The sequence below is a fragment of the Thalassospira marina genome, from assembly GCF_002844375.1.
Lineage (GTDB): Bacteria > Pseudomonadota > Alphaproteobacteria > Rhodospirillales > Thalassospiraceae > Thalassospira > Thalassospira marina.
Genome location: NZ_CP024199.1, coordinates 685,966 through 710,723, shown reverse-complemented (window position 1 = coordinate 710,723; position 24,758 = coordinate 685,966). Strand labels below are relative to the sequence as shown.

20 protein-coding genes and 1 tRNA gene are annotated in these 24,758 nt (G+C 55.0%); 6 read left to right on the top strand and 15 right to left on the bottom strand.

Annotation, left to right across the window (positions count from 1 at the left end; translation table 11 throughout):
- Positions 1-41: 41 nt before the first annotated feature.
- A complete protein-coding gene (locus CSC3H3_RS03135) occupies positions 42-1,724 on the bottom strand; it encodes a putative bifunctional diguanylate cyclase/phosphodiesterase (protein ID WP_172963388.1) in 1,683 nt (560 codons plus the stop codon).
- Positions 1,725-2,160: 436 nt separating this feature from the next.
- Between CSC3H3_RS03135 and CSC3H3_RS03130 the strand changes: the two genes are divergently transcribed.
- Positions 2,161-2,397, top strand: coding sequence for a hypothetical protein (locus CSC3H3_RS03130; RefSeq protein WP_101283652.1), 237 nt, complete (start codon positions 2,161-2,163; stop codon positions 2,395-2,397).
- Positions 2,398-2,529: 132 nt separating this feature from the next.
- Here CSC3H3_RS03130 and CSC3H3_RS03125 read toward each other — a convergent pair whose 3' ends face one another.
- From CSC3H3_RS03125 to CSC3H3_RS03095, 7 genes are all read right to left on the bottom strand, one after another.
- The gene (locus CSC3H3_RS03125) at positions 2,530-2,727 is read right to left on the bottom strand and encodes a YqaE/Pmp3 family membrane protein (protein ID WP_101283650.1); all 198 of its coding nucleotides are present in this window, start codon (positions 2,725-2,727) and stop codon (positions 2,530-2,532) included.
- 231 nt (positions 2,728-2,958) lie between these two features.
- Positions 2,959-3,810 carry a DUF748 domain-containing protein gene (locus tag CSC3H3_RS03120; RefSeq protein ID WP_101283648.1) on the bottom strand — a complete coding sequence of 284 codons (852 nt, stop codon included), beginning with the start codon at positions 3,808-3,810 and terminating at the stop codon, positions 2,959-2,961.
- A 247-nt stretch (positions 3,811-4,057) separates the two neighbouring features.
- Positions 4,058-4,855 (bottom strand): exodeoxyribonuclease III, encoded by a 798-nt coding sequence (xth, locus tag CSC3H3_RS03115; RefSeq protein WP_101283646.1) that lies wholly within the window; start codon positions 4,853-4,855, stop codon positions 4,058-4,060.
- A 20-nt stretch (positions 4,856-4,875) separates the two neighbouring features.
- Positions 4,876-5,562: a fumarylacetoacetate hydrolase family protein gene (locus CSC3H3_RS03110; protein WP_101283644.1), complete on the bottom strand. Its 687-nt coding sequence runs from the start codon at positions 5,560-5,562 to the stop codon at positions 4,876-4,878.
- A gap of 195 nt (positions 5,563-5,757) precedes the next feature.
- A complete protein-coding gene (locus CSC3H3_RS03105; protein ID WP_157831812.1) occupies positions 5,758-6,126 on the bottom strand; it encodes an NINE protein in 369 nt (122 codons plus the stop codon).
- A 124-nt stretch (positions 6,127-6,250) separates the two neighbouring features.
- Positions 6,251-6,550 carry a zinc-ribbon domain and TM2 domain-containing protein gene (locus CSC3H3_RS03100; protein ID WP_101283641.1) on the bottom strand — a complete coding sequence of 100 codons (300 nt, stop codon included), beginning with the start codon at positions 6,548-6,550 and terminating at the stop codon, positions 6,251-6,253.
- Between the two features lie 278 nt (positions 6,551-6,828).
- The gene (locus CSC3H3_RS03095) at positions 6,829-7,815 is read right to left on the bottom strand and encodes a 2-hydroxyacid dehydrogenase (RefSeq protein WP_101263734.1); all 987 of its coding nucleotides are present in this window, start codon (positions 7,813-7,815) and stop codon (positions 6,829-6,831) included.
- Between the two features lie 199 nt (positions 7,816-8,014).
- Here CSC3H3_RS03095 and CSC3H3_RS03090 point away from each other — a divergent pair, with 199 nt between their 5' ends.
- Positions 8,015-8,515, top strand: a complete 501-nt coding sequence (locus CSC3H3_RS03090; protein ID WP_101283639.1) for an SH3 domain-containing protein — start codon at positions 8,015-8,017, stop codon at positions 8,513-8,515.
- Between the two features lie 138 nt (positions 8,516-8,653).
- On the opposite strand, the gene CSC3H3_RS03085 is transcribed toward CSC3H3_RS03090, so the two are convergent.
- A complete protein-coding gene (locus CSC3H3_RS03085) occupies positions 8,654-9,643 on the bottom strand; it encodes an oxidoreductase (protein WP_101283638.1) in 990 nt (329 codons plus the stop codon).
- A 96-nt stretch (positions 9,644-9,739) separates the two neighbouring features.
- On the opposite strand from CSC3H3_RS03085, the gene CSC3H3_RS03080 reads away from it, so the two are divergent.
- Positions 9,740-10,783 carry an AraC family transcriptional regulator gene (locus tag CSC3H3_RS03080; RefSeq protein ID WP_101283636.1) on the top strand — a complete coding sequence of 348 codons (1,044 nt, stop codon included), beginning with the start codon at positions 9,740-9,742 and terminating at the stop codon, positions 10,781-10,783.
- Here the strand turns inward: CSC3H3_RS03080 and CSC3H3_RS03075 are convergent.
- Positions 10,780-12,180 (bottom strand): class I SAM-dependent RNA methyltransferase, encoded by a 1,401-nt coding sequence (locus CSC3H3_RS03075; RefSeq protein WP_101283634.1) that lies wholly within the window; start codon positions 12,178-12,180, stop codon positions 10,780-10,782. The genes CSC3H3_RS03080 and CSC3H3_RS03075 overlap by 4 nt on opposite strands.
- 432 nt (positions 12,181-12,612) lie before the next feature.
- On the opposite strand from CSC3H3_RS03075, the gene CSC3H3_RS03070 reads away from it, so the two are divergent.
- Positions 12,613-15,231, top strand: a complete 2,619-nt coding sequence (locus CSC3H3_RS03070) for a bifunctional diguanylate cyclase/phosphodiesterase (RefSeq protein WP_101283632.1) — start codon at positions 12,613-12,615, stop codon at positions 15,229-15,231.
- Positions 15,232-15,526: 295 nt separating this feature from the next.
- Here CSC3H3_RS03070 and mgtE read toward each other — a convergent pair whose 3' ends face one another.
- From mgtE to CSC3H3_RS03045, 5 genes are all read right to left on the bottom strand, one after another.
- Positions 15,527-16,939: a magnesium transporter gene (gene mgtE / locus CSC3H3_RS03065; RefSeq protein ID WP_101283629.1), complete on the bottom strand. Its 1,413-nt coding sequence runs from the start codon at positions 16,937-16,939 to the stop codon at positions 15,527-15,529.
- 318 nt (positions 16,940-17,257) lie between these two features.
- Entirely contained in the window at positions 17,258-19,549 is a 2,292-nt protein-coding gene (locus CSC3H3_RS03060) for an NADP-dependent malic enzyme (protein WP_101263727.1), read from the bottom strand.
- A gap of 280 nt (positions 19,550-19,829) precedes the next feature.
- On the bottom strand, positions 19,830-20,726 hold the full coding sequence (locus tag CSC3H3_RS03055) for a class I SAM-dependent methyltransferase (protein ID WP_157831811.1): 897 nt from the start codon (positions 20,724-20,726) through the stop codon (positions 19,830-19,832).
- On the bottom strand, positions 20,723-21,925 hold the full coding sequence (locus CSC3H3_RS03050) for an N-acyl amino acid synthase FeeM domain-containing protein (RefSeq protein WP_101283627.1): 1,203 nt from the start codon (positions 21,923-21,925) through the stop codon (positions 20,723-20,725). Before CSC3H3_RS03050 ends, CSC3H3_RS03055 begins: the two co-directional genes overlap by 4 nt.
- 384 nt (positions 21,926-22,309) lie before the next feature.
- A tRNA-Leu gene (locus CSC3H3_RS03045) sits at positions 22,310-22,396 on the bottom strand.
- A gap of 119 nt (positions 22,397-22,515) precedes the next feature.
- Between CSC3H3_RS03045 and lipB the strand changes: the two genes are divergently transcribed.
- Together lipB and CSC3H3_RS03035 are read left to right on the top strand one after the other, a co-directional pair.
- Complete coding sequence (gene lipB / locus CSC3H3_RS03040; protein ID WP_101283625.1) at positions 22,516-23,202, top strand: lipoyl(octanoyl) transferase LipB; 687 nt, start codon at positions 22,516-22,518, stop codon at positions 23,200-23,202.
- A gap of 23 nt (positions 23,203-23,225) precedes the next feature.
- Positions 23,226-24,269: a diguanylate cyclase gene (locus CSC3H3_RS03035; RefSeq protein ID WP_245881252.1), complete on the top strand. Its 1,044-nt coding sequence runs from the start codon at positions 23,226-23,228 to the stop codon at positions 24,267-24,269.
- Positions 24,270-24,758: the final 489 nt, after the last annotated feature.

Here is a 24,758-nt window from a genome sequence, read left to right as displayed (position 1 = left end):
TCAGCACGGCACTTATCGGCAAAACAGCCCCCAACCCCGGTTTAATGCAGGGTCTGGGGGCGGGCCATGGCTCCAATGGCAAGGCAGGATGCATCAAATTCTGCAACCGGCACCGGACGGGCAAAATAAAATCCCTGAAAAAGCTGCACGCCGATATCAGAAAGGAATGATGCCTCCTCGACATTTTCCACCCCCTCGGCGACCACATTCTGGCCAAGCCCCTGCGCCAGGGCCACCATCGCCCGGCAAATTGCCTGTCCATCCGGCGATTGCTGAACATTCTGGACGAACTCCCGGTCGATCTTAAGTTTGTCGAACGGTAACTGGCGCAGATAGCTCATGCTGGCGTAACCCGTGCCAAAATCATCAATCGCAATCGTCACGCCCCGTTCGCGCAGGCGGTTAAAGACGCTAAAGCTGTTGGCATAGTCGGCCATGGCCGCCGTCTCGGTCAATTCCAGTTCCAGCTTTTGTGGTGCAATCCCGCTTTGGGAAATGGCATCAAACACCTGGTCAATCAGGGAAGGTTCCAGCAACTGCCGCGCCGACAGGTTCACCGATATGCGCAAGCTGGTTTTACCCGCCTTCTCCCACATCTGCACCTGTGCGCAGGCTTCCCGCAACACCCACTGACCAATCTGGTCAATCAGCCCGGCTTCTTCGGCAACCGGAATAAAAACCTGCGGCCCCAACAGGCCCCGTTCGGGATGTTGCCAGCGGATAAGGGCCTCGGCCCCTTCCACCGTCCCGGTCTGCATATTAACCACCGGCTGATAAAACAGCACAAACTCGCCCCGCTCGATCGCCAGGCGTAAATCCTGTTCCAGTTTCAATTGCTCAAAGGCAGCACCACGGGCCTCAAACGAATGATGCACAACGGGCGAACCCGCACTGCCCTGCCGGGCGGCCGATATGGCATTGCTAAGCAAGTTTTCCGCCTTCTGCCCGTCTTCCGGAAAGGCAACAACACCACATAGCAGTTCGGGCTGATAGGTCAGATTGGCAAAAATGATGTCATCGGATGATGATTGCAAAATATCGTTCAGGCGCGAATTCAGGGTCGAAAGCGGCAAGTCGCGTTTATCGAAATAAAAGGCAAATTCCGCCTTGCCAATGCGCGCAAGCTGCGCACGCCCGGCCAATGCCGCATCGAGGCGCTCTGCCACCAGTTGGGCGGCATGGTTGGCTTCTTCCGGGTCCACCGTTTGCACCAGGCGCGAAAAATTGCCAAAGCGCACGACCGCAACATGAAACGGCTTTTCAAGCGCCATCCGCATACTGATCGAATGTTCCAGGCTGCGCCGGTTGGGAAGGCCGGTAACCTCGTCAACATATTCAAGGCTGTGGCGCACGGCATCAAGGTGATGGATGGTTTCCGATGCATCGGCCATCAGGGTGCCGACTTCATCGGTATAATGGGTCGGCAGGCCCACAGCGACCCGTTCCTGGCGATAGCGACGTAAACTGCGCGATGTCTGCACGACCGGCATTAACAGGGCATTCAACACATAAAGCGTTAGCGCTGTTCCGCCCAGCGTTGCCAGCAATGTAATACCAACAGTGGTAAAAAACACATTCCAGTCAGGCGCGGATTGAAAGGCAAAATAAACCGCAAGGGTAATAAGCGGAATATGCGTGCCGATAAACGCCATGACCATGATCTTGCCACGGTAATTCAAAAACCGAAACCGGCACATCCAGTCATAAAGCCATAGATCTTTCATTGCCTGTTCTACCTGATTTCGCTGTTCGATCTCCGTGATACGCGAACTTAACGCAATGGGTTCGTATCCAGTATACAATTTTTGTCCTGAAACGAAGTGCAGCATGACATGGCACACAGCCCATTGTGCCTCAATCCAGAATGCAAACAATCCAAACTTGCCCGCACAAACAAAAAGCACCAACACAGCACATCCCGGCTTACGGCTGTTCGTACGGTGCTGCATTCAGCCTGTCGCATGGCGGGTTGCCCCATTTTGCCCCCCATGCCTGCATTATTTAAGGAATGTGACACAGGACCGCCGCGAACTGGACAGGACAGGACACGCAAGTCACCGACCATCCCCTCATTTGGCGCGGCATCGTTAACGCTGTCCAGCGCTCTGATGCCCCTGTTTTTCCTTGCCCGCGCAGGCAAAAGCCGACAATAGAGCTGCCATGTGGTGGTTTCTGGGAAAATTTCTGGCGCGTTATTACCGTCGTCTTGCCCTGCTGGCAGCAGGGGGAAGCGCAGCCGTAATTTATGGGCTGGTGGAGCAAAGCCCGCGTGCCGAATTGGCCGCATGGTACTGGCCGCCCCTTTGTGCGATGCTGGCCTTTGTTTTTACCCGGCTGATCATTCGTCGCCTGTTAGGACAGCTAAGTGGTGTGATCCTGGGCCGGTTGCGGTTTTAACGCCGCTTTCCCATGCCGCCTGCGCCCGCGCCATTGCCCATTACTCATCGCCCATTGCCCATTGCCCAAAGAAAAACCGGCACGGATGGCCCGTACCGGTTTTCATGTCAAATCGCGGTGTCGCTGGCTTTATCAGAAAGTCCGCTCGCCCATGGCCGATTTGATTTTCTTGTCGGTATTATACTGGCTAAGGGCGTAAACCGCCCAAATCGACGCCACGATCCAAGCAACAAAAGTAAGCTGCAGGATCAGGCAAATAATACCGGCAATCGGCCGGCCAATGGTGAAGAACAGAAGCCACGGAAACAGAATTGCAATCAGCAAACGCATTTCATTTTCCTTGTTCTTTAACGGATGCAAAACATCCGAAACAGTAAATCGCAAAACCGCTGGCGCAACCGTGTCTGACGATCAATCCCCTCGTTACGCCATATAACAAATAAATTCGGGCAAGTTTACGACGAATTTCAATCCCCGGGCTAGAACCCCGCACTTATTTGTTTGCCGCATCAAGCCATTACAAACCGGAAACACCGAACCGAGCAAAACAGGCAAAGCCCGTTATTCCGCCTTATCGCCGCCAAATAGGCCCTTTACGGCATTCCCCACGGCATCGGCACCGTCTTTAAGGCTGTTGCTGCCCTCGGTGGCGGTATCGGACGAACCCAGTTTTTCAATCGGCGCGGCCAGGCTTTTGCCAAAATCGCCAACGCCCTGCATCAAGCCATCCACATTCAGCTTGGATACCGAATTGATCACCGCCCCATTGATTGCCGACAGGATCTCTTCGGCCACCTGGGCGGGGGTTGCCCCATTGCTGTCCCGGCCAATATCGGTCAGATGCAGGTCTGGCAGCGATGTTGAAAGCTGCTTGCCGCCCAGGAAACTGGCCGAAATCCCAACCGATCCATCGGTAATATAAACATGGTCAATAACAACGCGGGTGCCGCCCTGTTCCTTGTTAATCTCATCGGCATCCTTGGTGGCATTTTCGCCCGACGGCCCGGAAACACGGCTGATGAAGCTTTCGACATTGCGCTGAATGGTCGCGATATTCGATGTATTGTCGCCCACCTCATAGGTAATGGACGGCGATTTGATCACGACCTTTTCCACGTGAATAACCGGTTCCGTCAGCGATGATCCATCAATCGCGACCGAAATATCGCCAAGCGAAAAGGCCTGTTCACTGTAAAACCCGGCCGGGTTGCCAATTTTAAGCCCGGTAATGGTTGCCGTATTTTGCGTGGTTTCGATTTTGACCGACGCCACACTGACATCAGCCTGCGTTACGCGGGTGCCCGCATCCTCGATGGTCGATTTAACAATCGAATCCAGATTGGCGTATAAATAAACAAGGAAACCCACAACGATCAGAACAATGATCGTCAGGCCAATCAGGATTTTGCGCATTTTACCATTCCCACTTGCGGAAAACCGGCCATTGGGCAGGCATCAACTGGCTTGGTGCCAAACCCGATCAACCGATATTCCAAAGCCCCCGAACCGCGCGAAGTGTCCCATAAAAAAGGCACAGGCGGAAGAAAAATCCGCCTGTTTCAAGCAGATACCCCACCTGTGCCAATATTGTATCTTCACCCGGCCGACCGGCACTTTCACCCTGTCATCAGATAAAAGTACCGGGCACGGCCATGCGATATCAGATTTTGAATTCGACAATCACCGGCGCATGATCGGACGGTTTCACCCAGTCACGCGCGGTGTCATATACCGATGCCTTCGTAACCGACCCGGCCATTTCCGGGGTCATCCAGATATGGTCCAGACGACGGCCTTTATTGGACTGGCGCCAGTCCTTGGAACGATAGCTCCACCAGCTATAAAGCTTTTCCGGCTCAGGATAGATTTCACGAACCGCATCAATGAAATCACCGCTTTTGCGAAAACGCTCCAGCGCCTCAACCTCGACCGGGGTATGGCTGACAACCTTCAAAAGCTGCTTGTGCGACCACACATCATTTTCAGACGGGGCAATGTTGAAATCCCCCACCAGAACCGCTTTTTTCCCGGCACCGCCCCGCAAACGTTCGGTCCACCATTGGGTCATTTCCTGCAGGAATGACAGCTTGTGGGCAAACTTCTCGTTAATTGCGGGGTCCGGCTCATCACCACCCGCCGGGATATAGAAATTATGCACTTCAACGCCATTTTCAAACGCGGCCATGCAATGGCGGCGGTCTTCCTTGGCGCAAAAATGTTTAATTTCGGTGCTGGTAAAGGGCAGCTTGGACAGAATGGCGACCCCATTATAGGACTTCATGCCATGCACATGGCGATGCTTGTAGCCCAGCGCTTCAAAGGCTTCGTGCGGGAAATGCTCGTCCGGGCATTTCAGTTCCTGCAGGCACAGCACATCGGGCTGCTGGTCACGCAAAAACTGCGTCACCTGGTCAATACGCAAACGTACCGAATTGATATTCCAGCTTACGACTTTCAAAACCGGCTCCGTTTCTGGGGTTATTTCAGTGTCACGCTCAGCGAACCGACATTTTCAATGACCACATCCATCCGGTCACCCCGGGCCACCGCGCCAACACCTTCGGGCGTACCGGTATAAAGCAGGTCGCCAGCCTTAAGCTCGATCAGGGTGGAAAGGTGAACCAGCGCATCAATGGCCGGCCAGATCATTTTCGCCGTTGTATCATTCTGGCGAACATCACCATTGACCGACAGTTTCAAATTGGCATCAGCCGGCGTGCCACATTCGGCCTTGGGGCGGATTGCGGAAATGGCGGCACAATCATCAAATGATTTTGCCATATCCCATGGCAGGCGGCGTTCTTTCAGGCCGCTTTGCACATCACGGCGGGTCATATCCAGGCCGCAGGCATAGCCAAAAATGGCTTCTTCAACACTGGCGCGATCCAGGTTTTTGCCACCCTTTGCCAGGGCAACAACCAGTTCGCCTTCATAATGCAGGTCTTCGGTTGCCGAAGGATAGGCAAGGTCCCCGTCACAGACCTTAAGGGTGTCAGCCGGTTTCATGAAAATACAGGGCGGCGTGCTTGCCGGGTCCGAGCCCATTTCACGCACATGGTCGGCATAGTTTTTGCCGATGCAGAAAATGCGGTTTACCGGGAAAACATCGTCGCTACCCTCAACCGGTACGGTGGTTGCGTCGGCAGGTGCAAACAAATAGGCCATCTGGGGAACTCCCTGAAAAACATTTATGCCCCAGTGATAGCGAAGCGCGCGACAAAAGGAAATGCCACAACACGCAAAATTCACATCCCCCTGTCAGGATGTGTCAGCAGGCTGCCCCGGCACGATGGCGCAAAACAAAAAGCACCCTGCCAGCGACAAGGTGCTTTTTTGTGTTAATGCGCGATCCCGGCACAATCATATCTGGCCGGGATACACCACCAGTTTGCCATGCCCATCCCGGGTATTGCCGGTAAACAACCGGATCATGACCCAAACGGTATGGGAAATATCGACCAGCAACAAAAACATCCCGATCAATACAAAGGATGGCTCATGGCTGGCAAAACAGGCCAGGGCGACAACGCACAACAGAAAGTCGGCTATCCCGTGCAAAATGTTGCCAAGATAGAAATGATGGATGCCCAATATTCCGAACACCCCGCATAATGCCACGGCCGTACCGAAACTTTTTGGGCTGATGTCGTGCAAATCCGCAGCAGTGGCCGTTGGCGGCAGGGAACAGGGATGCCCACAGGACGGACATACTTCAGTTTCCCTGGGCATTTTATACCCGCACTTCGCACAAAACTTCACGTTTTCAGGTGCGGCTGGCACATCGGACACGCCAATTACATCGCGAGATTCATCCATAACTTTCACCCGCCATTAAACGGAACCGTCCAAAACCTTATCGCTTAACGCGCAGGCCGTTTTTGTCGCGGAAGCTGCCGACAATAATCATGATCAAATCAATAAACGACCAGATCCCAAAGCCACCAAACGTCAAAATCATCAGAATGCCCGTGATGATTTTACCGACATAAAAACGGTGGATACCGAAAACGCCCAGAAAAAGACACAGCAACAAAGTCGGGACGAACCCTTTGGGCGAACCCGGTTCGCCAGCGGCTGCATTGGGCTGACCGCATTTCGGACAGGCAATCGCGGCTTCTGAAATTTCAGTTCCGCAAGAAGTGCAATAAATCACGTGTCGTTCCTTTTATTTTATTTAATATTTTTGAAACAGCGCACCATTTTCACCGGAAAACTCAATAAAAATAGTGGCTCCAACCTTACTTTCGCGGGGAATAAACAACAAATATTGTTCAAAAAACAAGATAGTTTTTCATGTTCTATACCTTTGTGGGAGAGCAAAACCTCCATTACTAAGTAAAGGTATAAACAATGCTATACTTGCCAATAAAAAACCTGCCAACTCAAAGAGCGGCAGGTTCTGTTTCCAGGCGATGGTCGCGAATTGACGGGTTACAACAACCCTTCAATCACACGATCTGGCGGGGTGTGGCCATCAACAAAGGTTTTGATATTGATCAGCACCTTTTCACCCATATCCACGCGGCCCTCGATGGTGGCGGAGCCCATATGCGGCAGCAAGACTGCGTTATTCAGCTCGATCAGTTTGGGGTTTACCGCAGGTTCATGTTCAAACACGTCAAGGCCGGCACCGGCAATTTCCTGATTGGCCAGCATGCGGGTCAGCGCGGTTTCATCCACAATTTCACCACGCGCCGTATTGACCAGAATGGCATGGGGCTGCAGCAGTTTTAACCGCCGGGCGGACAGCAGATGGTAGGTTGCAGGCGTATGCGGGCAATTGACCGACACCACATCAACATGGGCCAGCATCTGATCAAGGCTTTCCCAATAGGTGGCATCAAGTTCTTCTTCGATATCAGGATGTACCCGTCGACGGTTGTGATAGTGCACCGACAGGCCAAAACCCTTTGCCCGGCGCGCCAGCGCCCGGCCAATACGGCCCATGCCGACAATACCCAGCCTTTTACCCCAGATACGGTGGCCCAGCATCAATGTCGGGCCCCAGCCATTCCAGTCTCCGGAACGGATCAGGCGTTCGCCCTCGCCCACACGGCGCGAGACAGACAGGATCAAGCCCATCGTCATATCGGCGGTGTCTTCGGTCAGGACATCGGGGGTGTTGGTTACGGTAATGCCGCGCTGGCGGGCCGTTTGCAGGTCGATATGGTCAATACCATTGCCAAAATTGGCAATCAGCCGCAGGTTCGGCCCCGCATGCGCCAGAACGGCGGCATCAATGCGGTCGGTTACCGTCGGGACAAGGACATCGGCATGTTTTACCGCTTCGATCAGGGCGGCTTTGTCCATCGGTGAATCATCGATGTTCAAGCGGCTGTCGAACAGTTCCATCATGCGGGTTTCAATCGCTTCCGGCAACTTGCGGGTCACGATGACGAGGGGCTTTTTCTTGGTCATCTGCCGATCCTATGCGGTCTTTTAACTCTTTTGCTGGCAAAATCGGTTATCCGTGATTTGCATCTTGCCGCAATGCAGTGATGCCACGGCCAAAGGTACGAAAGCAAGAATTTTGACGTCTTTTTTGTAATTTTATTTCTTAAATATCCGATTTCGACCGTAAAGTCGGGTATCAGACCACAAAAAGGGAATCCACCCCATGCCTGCCAGGATGCGAAAGCTCCTTTCACTGATCGTCCTTTGCGGATTTTTGCTGCCGAATTTTGCAATCGCACAGGAATCGGGCCTGCCGATCCCGCGCTTTGTTGCGTTGCGGTCCGACAAGGTGCATCTGCGCTCCGGGCCGGGCCTGCGTTATCCCAAGGTCTGGATCTATCAGCGCAGCCATCTGCCAATGGAAGTGGTGTCCGAATTTGATACCTGGCGCAAGGTTCGCGACTGGGAAGGCAGTGAAGGCTGGGTGCATCAAAGCCTGTTGATCGGCACACGCTATGTGATTGTAACGGGCGACGAAGTTACCCTTTATGCCGCCGCAGACAAAAGCGCGCGCCGCATTGCCCTGGTTAAAAACGGTGTGGTCGGCAAGGTCGATACCTGCCCCAAGGGTGTGGACTGGTGCCAGGTCCAGTTTCAGGATTATGACGGTTGGGTACAGCGACAGGGCATCTGGGGTGTTTATGATAACGAGTCGATTGAATAGCCGCGGTACGAATAGCTGATTTAATCGGGGTGCAGTCGTGCGACACTGTCCGCCACCCCTGCCCCTGCCAGGGCCAAAAGGGTGACGAAGCCCGTCACCCTTCATGCGCGCAATATGTTCCGCAGTGTGATGCCGGGTTTAACCCTTAAGCACCACACCGGTCATTTCCTCGCTTAACGCCCAAAGCTTTTCTGCCTGGTCGGCATCAACGGCCCACGGCCAGACGCCGGGAACATAAAAGCCAAGCGATTCATCATCGGCACTGACCAGCGGCGAAATATCGCAATCCTCGCAATAAACGCCGCCTTTGCCTGCAAGCATCGGGTTGGTTGCACACCAGATGGTGGTGGCAGCCCCCTGTTGCAGGGTCTTTTTGCCTGTTGCCGGGTCAATAATCGGCGATCCATCATCGGCAATATAGCCGGTGGCCTGCAATGCCTCGGCCGACATATGACGGCTGAGATTCGTTGCAAGAATGCCGCCCGGATGAAGCGAAAAGGCACGAATATTTTCGGCTTCACCCCGTTTATCAAGCGCCATCGCAAACAGGGCATTGGCCGTTTTGGACTGCCCGTAAGCCTGCCATGGGTCATATTCGCGATGCAGGAAATTCGGATCATCAAGGTGAACCGGCGAATAACGATGCCCGCGCGACGAAACCGCCACAACACGGGCACCCTTTGCCCGGATCAGTGCAGGCCAAAGCCGCAGGGTCAGTTGGAAATGCCCCAGATGGTTGGTTGAAAACTGCATTTCATTTCCACGGCCATCCCGCATCAATGGTGATGCCATCACGGCGGCATTATTGATTAACATGTGCAAAGGCAGGTCCTTTGCCAGAAACGCCGTGGCAAAGGCATCAATCGATGCCGGGTCGGACAAATCCAGATCCATCAATTCGGCATCGGGCAAACCGGCCAGCGCGGCTTCGGCCTTTGCCCGGTTGCGGGTGGGCACAATTACGTTGGCACCCGCCTTTAACAACACACGGACCGTTTCAATTCCCAGCCCGGAATATCCACCGGTCACAATGGCGACCTTCCCGGTCAAATCCAGCCCGGCAATAACGTCATCCGTGGTCGAGGCTGCTTCAAAACCCGATCCAATCGGTGCCTGTTGCGTGGTCATATCGTGTCTCCTGATTTTACGGTGACACTTGATATATGCCGGGATATCTGAATGATGAATGCGATAACGTACCAATAAATTGCGCGATCGTACCAAATGACCCTTGATCCCCTATCCGATGCCCTGAATGTTTTAAATGCCCGCAGCGCCATTTCCGGCGCGCTGAAAGCTGGCGGGACATGGGCATTGCAATTGCCCGAACCACAGGGGGTCAAATTCAATGCCGTGGTCAAAGGCGGATACTGGCTTATCCCCGACCCACGCGAGGACCTTGAAACAATATGGGTCAAAACCGGCGATGTTGTGCTGTTTAACGGCTGTTATGGCTATGTCATGGCCAGCGACCCAAAACCGGCGCTGACACCGCAAAACGGGCGTGAAGCTTACCGCCAGACCACGGATAACTGCCTGGTTCTGGGCGATGGGTTGGAATGCCATATGCTGGGACTGCATGTGCGTCTTGATGCCGATGGCATCGATTTTCTGACCGGCACATTGCCCAAACTGGTGCGTATTCGCGCCAATCACCGCGAAGCCGGTATTTTACGCTGGCTGATGGAACAGATGATTGCCGAAAATACCCTGTCCCTGCCCGGGCAAAATGTGGCAGCCAACCAGTTGGCGCAATTGATGTTCGTGCAGGTATTGCGCGCCTATATCGCCACAGCCGACCCACAGGAACGCGGCTGGCTGCAGGCCATTGGCGACCCGCATATTGGCCCGGCCCTGCGCCATATTCACACGCAACCGGCGCATAACTGGACCCTGGCCGAGCTATCGCAAAAAGTTGCCATGTCGCGTACCAGCTTTGCCCTGCATTTTCGCACCAAGGTTGGCATGCCACCGCTGACATATGTGCAAAACTGGCGCATGCGTCTGGCACGCCGGGCACTGCGCGACCGCGATATTCCCGTATCATCGCTGGCAATGGAACTGGGCTATCAGTCCGAAAGCGCGTTCAGCAACGCCTTCAAACGCCATAGCGGGCGATCCCCCAAACAGTTTCGCCACCATATCCGCCAGCAACCGGAAACCATTCCCACCGGGGCAAATGGCGCGGATAGCACGGCAATGGCCCCGACAGGGGCAACACCGCCATCAGCACCGGCAACCCCGGCCACAGAACCCGAAAATATTTAGGCAGCCGCAGGAAGCGTGCGGCGCAGAACCGCAAACATTTCCAGATGTGGCGACCATAAAAACTGGTCAACCGGCACCACCTTTTGCAGTTCATAGCCGCCATTGCGCAACAGGCGGATATCGCGGGCAAAGGTCGCCGGGTTGCACGACACCGCCAAAATCCATTCCGGGCCAAAATCAGCCAGTATTTCACACTGTGCCAGTGCACCGGCACGGGGCGGGTCAAACAGCACCACATCGGCATTTTTCAAATCGTCGGCATCAAGGGGCTGGCGAAACAGGTCACGGCGCGAAACCTCGATGGGTGCGGATGCGCGCCCAACCGCATATTGCAATGCCTTAACCGCATTGGCATCGCCTTCAACCGCCAAAACCCGGCGGCGATCCCCCTGCAGGGCCAACGGAAAGGTAAAACTGCCAATACCACAAAACAGGTCAATCACCTGACGGGCGGGAATATGGCTAAGGGCATTTGCAATCGCGCGGGTCAGGGCTTCTTCGCCCTGGCGTGTTGCCTGCAAAAAGCCCCCGGCAGGTACAGGAACGGCAATATCGGCAAAATGGATTTCGGGTGTGCGGCGCTGTGCCAGCGGTTCAGCCGGGTTATCGCCGGTTTTCCATGCCATGCGGGCCAGATCGGCATAATCGGCCAGTTCGGCCAGCCCCTGGCACAAATCAAGGTCGGGGTCGGCACTGGCACCAATCACCACATCCAGCCCGTTATCGGCCGCATTGATGACAATGCTTTTGACAATGGCGGCAGTTTCACGCGGCAGGCTTTCCAAAAAGGACTGGCAGTGATTACGGAATTCAACAATATCGGGCAACAGCACCGCACAGCCCGACACATTGATAATGTGGTGGCTGAACCGTTCGGCAAAGCCGACAAAAACGCCATCCTGCGTTGAAATAACCGAAAAATCCGCCCGGCGACGGCTGGCCGGTGGCGATGTCTCAAGCCCGCCAACAAGGTTTTCGGCTTCGCCCCGGTCCGAAATACCGGCGCGCATAACCGCCTGCACGGCACGCTGGCGTTTCCAGTCGCGATAATCGGCATCGGGCAGATGTTGCAATGAACAGCCACCGCACTGGTCATAATGCGGGCATTTGGCATCGGCATGGGGGGTTGGGCGGGCCTTAACGGAAATCACCTCGGCGCCATAACCATCCCCGCGTTTCTGGCGCAATTTCACGCGCACTTCATCGCCGGGCAAAACATTATCAACATAAACCAGCAGCGATTTGCCATCGATGGCGGCGGTTTCCGCCAGGCCATCCCCGCGCGCGCCAATATCGGCGATGCGCACATCCACCTCTTTTCCGACCATGGGGTCACGGCGCGGGGCATTGCCACGGCGTCCGGGACGGGAACGGGAATTGCGCGAACGGTTTTTCATCTCAAATCTCTTGCCCGGGATAAATCTGTCATATGGCCCGGCGGCTACCTGAATATGGCGTATTATTCTGGCGGGGTAACCGGGCGGGCCATGCTGCCCCGTTATAGGGGTTTGCACCGCCCGTGCCTAGGGGCAGCCCGATAATTCGGCTTTGGGCCACAAACTGCGCAAATTGCAGCGCCATCCATCCTGCGACCTTGCATATCCCGGTATCATCCCGACATTGCACACTAGCCCCCAATGACAAGTGTGAACTGCTACACCAACATTTACGGGAAAAAACATTTCGCGACACATTTGCCCGGAAATCCGATAAGCTGCGGGCATAACATGCGGATTGATATTGGCAATTGGCAGCAATTGTCATGTCCGGGGGGATTATCCGGCCAGAAAGGCCGCCGCAAAGAACAGGGATAACAAAACGGGGAGCCCATGCAGGACGGCATCGAGACGCCTGACGATGGTCGGGAAAAAGGCAGGACGGCAATCAAACCACGCGCTGCGATTATTGCGGCTTTATGTTTCTGCCTGATCGGCGGCGCATCCCTGCTTGTCGCCCGGCAAATGAAACAGGGCAATGAACACGCCCTGACGGCCAATGCCGAATTGCTGGCGTTAAATCTGGGTGAACGCATTGATGAAACCATCAATGCCAACCTTCATGCCCTGGAAAACTTTGCCGATAGCTGGCAGGGCGATGCGCCGGGGGATGAACGGCAATATCTGGCCCATGCATCCCCGTTGCAAACCCGGTTCGAGGCCCTGCAGGCCGTCAACTGGATTTCACCCAATTACATCATCAAATTTGTCGCCCCGATAAAGGGCAATGTCCCGGCCATGGGGGCGGATTTAAAACGCCATCCTGTTGCTGGCCCCGTCCTTGATATGGCATTTGACCAGCGCAAGGTCCAAATGACCCCGACGCTGGAATTGCTGCAGGGCGGGCGTGGCTTTGCCGCCTATGTACCCGTGATCAACCCCAAGGGCGAAATCATAGGCATGGTCAACGGGGTGTTTCGCATCCGCACCATGCTGGGCGGGGTCCTGGAAAGTGATTATCTGGCAGGTTACACCATTCGCGTGCGCGAAAATGACAGCGTCCTGTTTGAAATGCAGGGCGACAGCAACGATCCCCACCTCACCCGCAATACCCGCATTAATGTTGCCGGCCGCAACTGGGATATCGAAGTCACCGCCGATCCATCGATGGCCGGTATTGATGCTGCCTCCCCCAACCTGATTTCGATTGTCGGGCTGGTTTTGGCGGCACTGGTTGCGGGATTGATGTTTGTTTACGCCAATCGCAGTGACAGCCCGGCTGCCCGCAATATCCAGCGGATGCGCGGCCGTGAAAATATCAGCGACCTTGCCCTGACCATCAGCCGTGCCGACGGTCATTTGCGCATGATGTCGCCCGAAACCGCCAGCTTCTTTGACCTGCGCGAAGAAGATTACGGCTTCATTCGCCTTTATAATATTGCCCCCGAATTTCAGTCCGACGGCACATCATCGCACCGCGCCCAGGACAAACTGCTGGCCGCCATTTCACAGGGCGAAACCGAAGTCCGCCGCGAATGGGTTGTCCGCAGTGCCGAAGGCGTCCATGTGGTGTGCGATCTTCTGATGACCCCGTCAGAAGAACATCCCGATTGCATTGATGTTTTGCTGCATCACAACCCTGCAGCCAATGCCGCGGTCAACCGGTTGCGGTATCTGGCAACTCATGACCCGCTTACCGGGCTTCCCAACCGTGCCCTGTTTGATGACCGCCTGAACCAGGCGGTTGCCCATGCCAAACGCTATGAAAAGCTGCTGTCGGTTCTGGTGGTGGATATCGACAATTTCCGCGCGGTAAATGACAGGTATGGATCGGATGTGGGGGATGAAACCCTGCGCTCCATTTCCGGGCGTCTGCGCGCCACTGTGCGCGAAAAGGACACCTGCGCACGCCTTTCGGGCGATATGTTTGCCATTATCGCCACCGACCTGTCCGAGGCCGAAGGTGCCGCCCTGGTTGCCGAACGCATTGTCGAGGCAATTTCCCACCCCATCCCCATTGCCGGTGATGAAATTCGCCTGCATGTCAGTGTCGGTGTTGCCCTTTATCCCAATGATGCACGTGCACCATCGCAATTGCTGGCCAATGCCGATGCTGCCATGTATCGCGCGCAGAAATCGGCGGAATCGTCTTACTGTTTCTTTGTTGAAACCATGAACAACGTCATGCATGCGCGTCTGTCGCTGGAAACCCAGTTGCGTCGTGCCGTGGATGAAAAACGCTTTATTCTGGAATATCAGCCACGCTTCCGCCTTTCCGACCATGGCCTGACGGGGTTTGAAGCCCTGCTGCGCTGGGTCGATGATACCGGGCAGCGCCACCTGCCGCCCGATTTTATCGCCGTTGCCGATCGCACCGGTCTTCTGGCCCCTCTGGGCCGCTGGATCATTGCGTCGGTCTGCCAGCAGATCAACCAGTGGCGCGAAGATGGATATCTGCCTGTTCCTATCGCCCTTAACCTGTCGGGGCGGCAATTTATCCAGGCCGATATCATCAAAAACATTATCGAAGAAACCGAACGCTACAGCATCCATCCCGGCCTGATCGAAATCGAGGTGGCCGAAGATATCGCCATGCGCGACCCTGAACGTTCACTGACACAGTTTTACCGTTTCTCGGAAGCTGGCATCAGCCTGACGCTGGATCAGTTCGGGGCGGCCAATTCGTCGCTGCGTTATCTGAAACGCTTCCCGATTCAGCGCATCAAGCTGTCGCACAGCCTGTTTGATATCGAACTGGATGAACAACCGGAAAACAGCGTGCTGAACCCGGCCGTTCGCCTGTGCAAAAGCCTGAACCGCCGTGTTGTTGCCGTGGGCGTTGAAACCGAAGACCAGCTGGCAATTCTGGGCGCAGCAGATTGCGATGAAATGCAGGGTTTCATCTTCTCCCCACCGGTTGCCAACACGGCTACCACCCGCTTCCTGACCCGTCAGGCACCGGGCAACGATGTGCCCGACACAGCAGACGCCCAGTCAGACCGAGACAGCTAATCACCAGCCATATCCCGATACCAATCAACGAAACCGGCCTGCGCACTGCGACTGGCCGGTTTCGTTGGCGCACCTGAATTATTTCCCACGCCACAATGGCACGCTGGCAATATGCCCCGAAAGCCCTTCGCCCTTCATCCGGGCCACTTTGCCGACGTCATTTGTTGCCCGGCAAGGAGCAGTCCGAGGGGCGCAATGGTTTTACGGCCAAGGGCTTCGACGTAGCAGGGTCACAAGGGGCATTTGCCTGCTGAAATGAACCTGATTAAAGGCTAAGTGCTGCGCGCTAAGAGCATTAAAGCAGGAACGCTGCCGCCAGCCCCAGAAAGGCAAAAAAGCCAACCACATCAGTAATGGTGGTTAAAAACACTGACGAGGATACAGCCGGGTCAACACCGGCCCGCTCCAACCCCAGCGGAATAATCGCCCCGGCGGCACCGGCAACAATCAGATTAATGACCATGGCAACGCCAATCACCATGCCAAGGCGCATATCATCAAACCAGAACCAGCTGACCAGCCCGCTTAACACGGCAAATGCCAGACCATTTAGCGTACAGACCGCAACTTCCTTGCGCACAACACGCCAGGCATTGGTGCTGTTAAGTTCGCGCGTGGCAATGGCCCGCACCGCCACCGTCAGGGTCTGGGTCCCGGCATTACCGCCCATCGAGGCAACAATCGGCATCAAAACAGCCAGGGCCACCAGGCTTTGAATGGTATGTTCAAACAGGCCAATCACCATGGATGCGGCAATCGCCGTACCCAGATTAACCAGAAGCCAGGTAAAACGCGATCGCGTGGTATCCAAAACCGCGCTGGAAAGGTCATCTTCCTCGCCAACGCCGGCCATGCGCATCATGTCTTCTTCATATTCTTCGTCGATAACGTCAACAACGTCGTCAACCGTGATCACACCGACAAGGCGGCCGTTATCGTCAACAACCGGTGCTGAAATCAAATCGCGTTGCCGAAACAGGTGCGCCACATTTTCCTGTTCTTCGGTGACAAGCACAGTGCGCATGTCATCGCTTTCCATCACATCCCGCACCAGAACCGGGCGGTTGGTGCGAATGGCACGTGAAAGCGGCACCATGCCCACCGGACGATAGCGCGGATCAACAACGATGATGTCGTAAAAATCTTCAGGCAGGTTTTTGGCGGATCGCAAAAAGTCGATGGTCTGGCCAACACTCCAGTAATCAGGAATGGCGACCAGTTCGCGCTGCATGATACGGCCAGCGGTATATTCAGGATAGGACAGTGCCTCCTGAACACGCGCACGTTCTATTTCCGAAAGGGCCCCCAGCAGTTCCTGCTGCTCGGCTTCTTCCAGATCCTCGATAACCTCAACCACGTCATCCGAATCAAGTTCGGAAATCGCTTCGGCCACCACCTGCGTACCCAACTGCGCGATCACTTCTTCGCGCAATTCATCATCAAGTTCGGTCAGAAGCTCCGGGTCAAAATCCGGGCGGATAACGTCAACAAGCTGTTCGCGTTCGGAACTGCCCGCCCACCCCAAAAGGTCGGCAATATCGGCAAAGTGCAGTTCGCCAACGAGTTCTTCGACGCGCGGGGTGTCTTCCTCGTGCAGGGCATCAAGGATTTCGCGGGCATATTCCGGGGTCAGGTCAACATAATCATCACCGGTTGATGCGGATGACGTCGTATTTCCCGGACGATCAAGTTCGTTGATGTCAGTCATCTGCCCCTCCCCGGTTGGTTTCGTTCTCGTGCCTGTTACCTGCCCGTAAAGCCCTTAACCCTTGATCAGGTTCATTTTGAAACCCTTCGGGCCGGTGACATTTCCCGCCCTGCTGCGTCGAAATCCTTGGCCGTAAAACCATTACGCCCTGCGGACTTCTCCTTGCCCGGCAACAAATGACATCGGCAAAATGCGCCTGATCAAGGGCAAAGGGCTTTAGACAAAAGCCGTGCCGGACAGACAAGTCCGGCACGGCTGTTTCTGCGCCAAGGTTTAAGCCCGGTCAAGTGTGGTATTCTTTACCCGGGTTAAACGCACTTAGCTGCGCGACTGTTCCCGGTCCATCGCATCGACCACGGCAATCGCACTCATATTCACAAGGCCACGCACGGTAATGGACGGGCTGACAACGTGTGCCGATTTTGCCGCACCGACCAGAATCGGACCAACCGGCAAACCATCACCCAGCATCTTGACCATGTTATAGGAAATGTTCGCCGCATCCAGGGTCGGCATAACCAGAAGGTTGGCTGCCCCCTTGAGCATCGAATTCGGGAAAATCCGGTTACGGATGGTTTCCGAAATCGCGGCATCGGCGTGCATTTCGCCTTCAACTTCCAGGTCAGGTGCCTGAACGCGGATGATTTTCAGGGCATCGCGCATTTTGCAGGCCGACGGGTTTTCGTGGCTGCCAAAGTTGGAATGCGAAATCAGTGCTGCCTTCGGCGTCAAACCAAACCGTTTGACAACATCGGCGGCCATGATGGTGGTTTCGGCCACATGTTCGGGCGTCGGATCAACCGAAACATAGGTGTCGGTCAGGAAGAAGGTGCCGTGTTTCATGATCATCATGTTCACAGCCGAGAAATCCGAAACGCCTTTGCGCAGACCAACCAGATTGCGCACATAACGCAGGTGACGCAGGAAACCGCCCTGGCAACCGCAAATCATGGCATCAACCTCGCCACGGCGCAGCATCAGGCAGGCAACCACGGTCGGGCGTGTCCGCACGATGGAACGGGCATATTCCGGGTTGATCCCGCGACGGCCCATAATGTTGTGGAAATCCTGCCAGTCCTGTTCGAAATGGCGGTTATCATCCGGGTCGTGAATTTCGACATGAACATCAGGCACAATACGCAGGCCCAGTTCGGCAATCCGCTCCAGAATAACTTCGCGGCGGCCAATCAGGACCGGATGGCAAACACCATCATCAACCAGAACCTGGCAGGCCTGCAATACGCGGCGCGATTCGCCTTCGGGGTAAACAACCCGTTTCTTGTGGCTGCGTGCCATGTCAAACACGGGCTTCATCACCAGACCGGAGCGGAAGACAAAGCCTTCAAGCTGCTGGCGATAGGCATCGAAATCCGAAATCGGGCGTTTCGCAACGCCGCTATCCATGGCGGCCTTGGCAACACGCGGCGGAATTTCCAGCATCAAACGCGGATCAAACGGTTTCGGAATCAGATATTCCGGCCCGAACTTCAGTTCTTCCCCGCCATATGCCGTGGCAACAATGTCGGAAACTTCGGCTGTTGCCAGGTCGGCAATTGCTTCGACCGCGGCGATCTTCATTTCCTCGTTGATTTCGGTCGCACCAACATCAAGCGCGCCACGGAACAGGAACGGGAAGCAAAGAACGTTGTTAACCTGATTTGGGTAATCCGTACGGCCAGTCGCCATAACCGCATCCGGGCGGATTTCCTTGACCAGTTCGGGCGAGACTTCCGGGGTCGGGTTTGCCAGCGCCATAATGATCGGGCGTTCGCCCATCTTGCGCAGTTCTTTTTCACCCATAATATTCGGGGCGGAAAGACCCAGGAAAATGTCAGCCCCTTCAATCACGTCATCAAGGGTGCGGGCATTGGTTTCAATGGCATATTCCGCTTTCCACGGGTCCATTTCTTCCTGGCGGCCCTTGTAAACCACACCGAAACGATCCGTTACCGTGATGTTTTCGCGCGGCAGGCCCATTGATACCAGCAGATTAAGGCAGGCAAGGGCCGCTGCCCCGGCACCCGATGCCACCAGCCGGACCTTGTCCAGATCCTTGCCAACAACGCGCAGACCGTTGCGAACAGCCGCAGCCACGCAAATCGCCGTACCATGCTGGTCATCGTGGAAAATCGGAATATTGCAGCGCTCGCGCAGCGCCTTTTCAATGATGAAGCATTCCGGTGCTTTGATGTCTTCAAGATTGACGCCGCCAAAGGTGGGTTCAAGGGCAGCAACAATATCGATGAATTTTTGCGGGTCGAGTTCGTTCACTTCCAGATCGAACACGTCGATATTGGCGAACTTCTTGAAAAGGACGGCTTTGCCTTCCATCACCGGCTTGGATGCCAGCGGGCCAATCGGGCCAAGGCCCAGCACTGCCGTACCGTTACTGATCACGGCGACCAGATTGCCGCGCGCGGTGTAATGCACCGCCGTTTCCGGGTCCTTGACGATTTCTTCGCAGGCGAATGCTACGCCGGGCGAATATGCAAGTGCCAGGTCGCGCTGGTTGGCAAGGGTGGTGGTTGCGGTGACTGCCAGCTTACCGGGGGTGGGATACCGGTGATAGTCCAAAGCGGCTTCGCGCAGCTTGTCGTTTCTGTTTGTCATATTAATACCTTTAACTTCAGGTATTTAGGTGAAATTAACCTAAAGTGGATTAAGCCCTGAAAATCTGTAGCCGTGTGGGACCGGCCAGCCTAGTGGAATTATCACATCGAGAGAAGCATTCTGTTGTCCCGCGCCTGAATATTTCTCCTGCCTGATTGTGAAAATCCATGCGCAATGGCCGATCATATCACGTCTGGAATGGCTTCTGAAAACTTTAAGATCATTCCAGTTCTGCAGGGGCGACCTGCATTACGCCCCTGCCATGCCATAAATCGGGCGATCAGGCAAATTCGGCCAGAACAACATATTCGCCGTGATGCAAACGGGCACGGCGTTCCGGCGACATGTATTTTTCACGGAACTGTTCGGTCGCATCAATCGAATGCAGCTTGCAGCCCTGCTTTTTCAGGAACGCCTCCATATGCGGGGCTTCCATGGTCCATTTCAGGGGTTCACCAATAAATTTCAAATACCATGCCAGCGCCTTGCGGGTATTGCTGCGCGGGCTGCCATGCGGCTCCACCACGGTAAACAGAAACTGCGTCCCCACCCCCGACAGATTGCGAATAGAGGTAAACATATGCGTTACCTCCTCCTCGGTCAGGTAAACCGTCACACCTTCGCTGATGAACAGGGTCGGCCGGGACGGGTCAAAATGGTCAAAGCCGCGCAGGCGGTCTTCGATATTCTGGTGGGTGAAATCAACACTCAGGTAATTTACACGGGCAAGGCCTGCCTGCGATTCCGGCGTTTTATCAAAGGCATCTGCTTTGAATTTCTGGGTCGCCGGATGGTCGATTTCAATGAAATTCACATCGGGAAATTCGCAGGACAGGCGAAACACCAAACTGTCATAACCCGCCCCCAGGCTGATAACCTGGGTTACACCGCCCGCAATGGCCGCACGGGCCTTATCCTCGATACAGCGTTTGCGCAAAATATAATGCAGGGTAATGCCCGGCAAAAAAATGAACTCGCGAATGCTGGCTTTCAGCTCGACAAAGGGTTTATCAAGCTCGGCCAGGCGCGCACGGCCTTCTTCGGATGCGGAAAGTACGCATTCCCCTAACCGCTTCACATTTTCAGGCACCAGATAGCTGTGCTGCGTGCGCCGCGCCACATAAACCAGGCCCTGCAATACGGTATAGGCCGTTGAACTTGCGGTATCTTCCTTCACTTCGTCTCGCCCCCGAAAAACGTAATCTGTCGTGCTGTAAATTCCAGCAATCCCTGGTCCTGCAAATTGGCCAGGTGCCGTTCGGCCTGTTCCGCTGTCACCAGCGCCATATCGGCAAATTCTTCAATGGATATGCGCGATTTCAAAACTTCCGGGTTCCTGGGGTCCGGAATTGCGGCATGGCGCACGCGCTCGGTGAAATAGGCCAGCCTTTCGTCATCCGACCCGCAGGCGTAAATCATGCCCAGGTTATTGGCATCACGCAGCCGCCCTGAAAGGATTTGCATCAGATCCTTCAGGCGTTGCGGGTCTTCGTTGCTTTTTTCCCAAAAAACATCGCGGTTGATCACAACCAGTTCGGTGTTGCGGCTGGCAACCGCCGTTGCCGAACGCGGCGACGAATCGATCAGTGACAATTCACCAAACATGTCGCCCGCGCCAAGCTTGGCCAGTCGCAGGGTCCGATCCGACCCTTCATGGTGGCGCATAATGTCGACACTGCCTTTTGTAATCAAAAAGGCTTCGTCACCGGTTTCGTCCTGCCGGAAAATTTCCTTGCCGCCATCAACCAGATACCACTGGAAACAGCCACTGAAATGATCCAGCAGCCCCCTTTGGTCCTTGAACATGCCAAAAGCCCAGCGATACATCGGCTCCACCGCCGATGCAAAAGGCAGGATTTCAACGCCAAGCGCCGGGATCGAAACCGGGTCAGCCAGGCGTTGCCAGCCCAGCCTTTCATAAATGCCTGCCGTGGTCACATTGACCGTCGCCATAATATGGGTAACACCCCACATATGGCCGATATCAGCCGCCATACGAAACAGGCCGCCAAACACATAACGGCGATTGCGCCATTCTTCGGCAATGGCAAGCATACCTGCACTGGAAAATAACGGCGCGCCGCGCCCGGCGACTCGTTCTTCTTCCGTCACCTGCTGACGATAGCCGGAAAAATCAAACGCATGATCCGACGGCAAACCCAAAGCCGAATCGCGGTTCAGGCGCAATGTGGCGACCGGTACATCATCGCTATAGGCAATCAGATTCGCAACCGATGGAATGGCGTCATAAAGATCAACCACCGCCCCATCATATTTGTCGGCGAAATATCCGTGGTCACTGTAAACCTGGTAACGCAGACGATAGACGTCGCTAAGTTCTTTATCTGTTTTGGCGACTTTAATCCGAATAGACATGGCCCTGCTGCTTTGCTCCCCGTTCCAGCCTGCGTTTCCAATAAAAAGGGCCCCCGCCCCTTTTTCACCCCGCCATCACACGACTTTGGTGAAAATAGTACATTCTGGAAACGATCGTACTTTCTTTCTATACCCCGATAAGACCTGGATAATATACAGAAGTAGGCCGTTATCCATGAAAGATTGCAGAAACTTTTTTTGGCGGCCGTAAAGTCGCATTTGCACCTGCCGCCCCGGCCCGACGGATTCGCATTAATGTTGCCCCGCCAGTGACAAAGCGATTCGAATCAACGCCCCAAATCAGCAGCCGGAATTTTCGTTGAAAAACAGGAAATAACGCCAGAATCAGAAAGGCCCTTCCCTGTTTCCAGGGAAAGGCCTTTTTGGTGCGGTCGAGAAGACTCGAACTTCCACGGGGGTTAGCCCACAGCGACCTCAACGCTGCGCGTCTACCAATTCCGCCACGACCGCATAGTATGTTTGCAACAAGCCCTGTGAGGTAACGTTGCGGGCTTGCCTTGGCGCGGAAAGGGAGATAGCAAAAAGGTCACCCCCAATCAAGGGGAGTTTTCATTTATTTGACAGGAAAAATGAAAAGTATCGATTTTAGTGCCCAAAAGCCGGAATGGCGGGTGGCAAAAGACCTTGTTTCCTACCCCGAAGCCCTTGCCGAAATGGAAGCCCGCGCCGAAGCCATCGCGCGTGACGACGCCGGCGAACTGGTTTGGCTGGTGGAACACCCGCCGCTTTACACATCGGGCACCAGTGCAAAGATCGAAGATCTTGTCGATCCGGACCGGTTCCCCGTTTATGACGCTGGGCGCGGCGGCCAGTACACCTATCATGGCCCCGGCCAGCGTACCGCCTATCTGATGATGGATTTACGCAAACGGGGCCGCGATGTGCGTGCCTATGTCCATAATCTTGAAGAATGGATCATTCGCACCCTGGCCTTGGCGGGTGTTACCGGCGAACGCCGCGATGGCCGTGTCGGCATCTGGGTGGATCGTGGCAATGGTCGCGAAGACAAAATTGCTGCCATTGGTGTAAGGGTGCGCCGCTGGGTGACCTTTCACGGAATTGCGATTAATTTAAACCCGGATTTGACACATTTCGGCGGCATCGTACCGTGCGGTATTGCTGAACATGGTGTGACAAGCCTTCAGGATTTGGGAATCGACATGACAATGCAGCAGCTTGACAGCCTGCTTGCACAGACATTCGATGACGTTTTCCCAAGCCCGGTATCACAGGACAGCAACGCCTGCCCCCTGTGACAACCGGAACGGAACTGCGCAATATGGCTGCACCGATGGATGAAATGACCAACCGCGACTCTGACTTTTCTGGTGGACGAGAATCGGAAATGCCCGAAAGCATTGCGGTCGGTAATCTGGTCGATGCAGAACGCGATATTCTGGCGGAACTCGAAACCGCCCTGTCCGAACATATTGCCCTGGTCCTGGAATGGAATCGCCGCCTGCTCGTCCCGGGCAGCGATTCGAACCGTGATGATGATGATACCAGCCCGGTACAAAATCACGGTCATAGTCATAACCACGCCCACAGCCACGCAGATGACCATGACTGCAATTTTGGTGCATGGTATGCGCTCAACCAGCATAACCGCCTGATTGACCAACCAGCCATCCGCTCGCTTGCCACCACGCATGAACAGCTTCATGCAGCGGCTCGGCGTCTGCTGGAACATTTTGAACATGATGGCCGCGTCGATGCCGCCGAATATGATGCCATGGCCTTGCGCGCGGAATCGTTCTTTGCCCAGATCCGGCGTCTTGAACGCGCCTTTCGCACCGCCCGGTCGGATGTGGACCCGTTAACCGGGGCCTACAACCGCCAAACCATGATGTCCGATCTGGAAATTGAACGCGAACGGGCGATTCGCACCAAATCAGCCGCGGCCATTGCCCTGGTGGACCTGGATCACTTCAAATCGGTTAACGACACCCACGGCCATCAGGCGGGTGATCTGGTTTTGCAAACCATTGCCGGTATTTTGCAGTCCCATGTCCGCCCCTTTGACAAGGTCTACCGTTATGGCGGCGAGGAATTTCTGATCTGCCTGCCCAATGCCGATATGCGCCAGACCGCACGTATCCTTGAACGCCTGCGTCGCGTGATCGAGGCATCACCAGTCACGCTCACCAACGGCATTTCACTGCCCATCACCACTTCCATTGGTGCCGCCCCCATCCTGCAGGACCGCCAAATCGGCCAGATCATTGAAAAGGCCGACCGCGCCCTTTATGCCGCCAAGGAAGGCGGGCGTAACCGCGTGCGCGTGTGGCGCACCCCGGAAAGCACCGAAAACGGCAAAAAATAACCTGCCATCGCGGGCCTTTCCCTCTGCGTCCTGCTGACGTGCCGCCTCTTCCCCAATATCGCTTTGCCCTAAAACGAACAGGGCACGGTCGGCCCTGCCTTTTTGCATCGCAATCAGGGCCTTAACCGCAGGGTGGCCCCTTCCGGGAACGCCCGACTATTCCCACCCCAGCCCGCCAACCGCTGATTAAACCCGGACGCGTATTCCAGCAGCCGGGTAATGGCCTGCGGAATTACCGGAACATAACTTCAAGTTGCCACGTTCCTTAAAACAGGATGCGCCATGATGTGAAGGCTGATAACCACCCATGTCGCATCAAACCGAAAACCGGCACATTTCAAACAAAGGCATCCTAAAAGAATTTAAAAGCACGGATTATATCTACCATCACGGGAAAATTGATTGCGGTTTCCCGTATTTTCAACAGCCTATCCCTACCCGGGATTGCAAAACCCGCCCGCAAATCAAAAAAATTCTACCGGCACGCAC

What these genes read in the sequence shown, in the direction of transcription:
- CSC3H3_RS03135 (WP_172963388.1), bottom strand. Translation starts at nt 1,724, where the DNA reads ATGAAAGATCTATGGCTTTATGACTGGATGTGCCGGTTTCGGTTTTTG.
- CSC3H3_RS03130 (WP_101283652.1), top strand. Translation starts at nt 2,161, where the DNA reads ATGTGGTGGTTTCTGGGAAAATTTCTGGCGCGTTATTACCGTCGTCTT.
- CSC3H3_RS03125 (WP_101283650.1), bottom strand. Translation starts at nt 2,727, where the DNA reads ATGCGTTTGCTGATTGCAATTCTGTTTCCGTGGCTTCTGTTCTTCACC.
- CSC3H3_RS03120 (WP_101283648.1), bottom strand. Translation starts at nt 3,810, where the DNA reads ATGCGCAAAATCCTGATTGGCCTGACGATCATTGTTCTGATCGTTGTG.
- CSC3H3_RS03110 (WP_101283644.1), bottom strand. Translation starts at nt 5,562, where the DNA reads ATGGCCTATTTGTTTGCACCTGCCGACGCAACCACCGTACCGGTTGAG.
- CSC3H3_RS03105 (WP_157831812.1), bottom strand. Translation starts at nt 6,126, where the DNA reads ATGCCCAGGGAAACTGAAGTATGTCCGTCCTGTGGGCATCCCTGTTCC.
- CSC3H3_RS03095 (WP_101263734.1), bottom strand. Translation starts at nt 7,815, where the DNA reads ATGACCAAGAAAAAGCCCCTCGTCATCGTGACCCGCAAGTTGCCGGAA.
- CSC3H3_RS03090 (WP_101283639.1), top strand. Translation starts at nt 8,015, where the DNA reads ATGCCTGCCAGGATGCGAAAGCTCCTTTCACTGATCGTCCTTTGCGGA.
- CSC3H3_RS03085 (WP_101283638.1), bottom strand. Translation starts at nt 9,643, where the DNA reads ATGACCACGCAACAGGCACCGATTGGATCGGGTTTTGAAGCAGCCTCG.
- CSC3H3_RS03080 (WP_101283636.1), top strand. Translation starts at nt 9,740, where the DNA reads ATGACCCTTGATCCCCTATCCGATGCCCTGAATGTTTTAAATGCCCGC.
- CSC3H3_RS03075 (WP_101283634.1), bottom strand. Translation starts at nt 12,180, where the DNA reads ATGAAAAACCGTTCGCGCAATTCCCGTTCCCGTCCCGGACGCCGTGGC.
- CSC3H3_RS03070 (WP_101283632.1), top strand. Translation starts at nt 12,613, where the DNA reads ATGCAGGACGGCATCGAGACGCCTGACGATGGTCGGGAAAAAGGCAGG.
- mgtE (WP_101283629.1), bottom strand. Translation starts at nt 16,939, where the DNA reads ATGACTGACATCAACGAACTTGATCGTCCGGGAAATACGACGTCATCC.
- CSC3H3_RS03060 (WP_101263727.1), bottom strand. Translation starts at nt 19,549, where the DNA reads ATGACAAACAGAAACGACAAGCTGCGCGAAGCCGCTTTGGACTATCAC.
- CSC3H3_RS03050 (WP_101283627.1), bottom strand. Translation starts at nt 21,925, where the DNA reads ATGTCTATTCGGATTAAAGTCGCCAAAACAGATAAAGAACTTAGCGAC.
- lipB (WP_101283625.1), top strand. Translation starts at nt 22,516, where the DNA reads ATGAAAAGTATCGATTTTAGTGCCCAAAAGCCGGAATGGCGGGTGGCA.
- CSC3H3_RS03035 (WP_245881252.1), top strand. Translation starts at nt 23,226, where the DNA reads ATGGCTGCACCGATGGATGAAATGACCAACCGCGACTCTGACTTTTCT.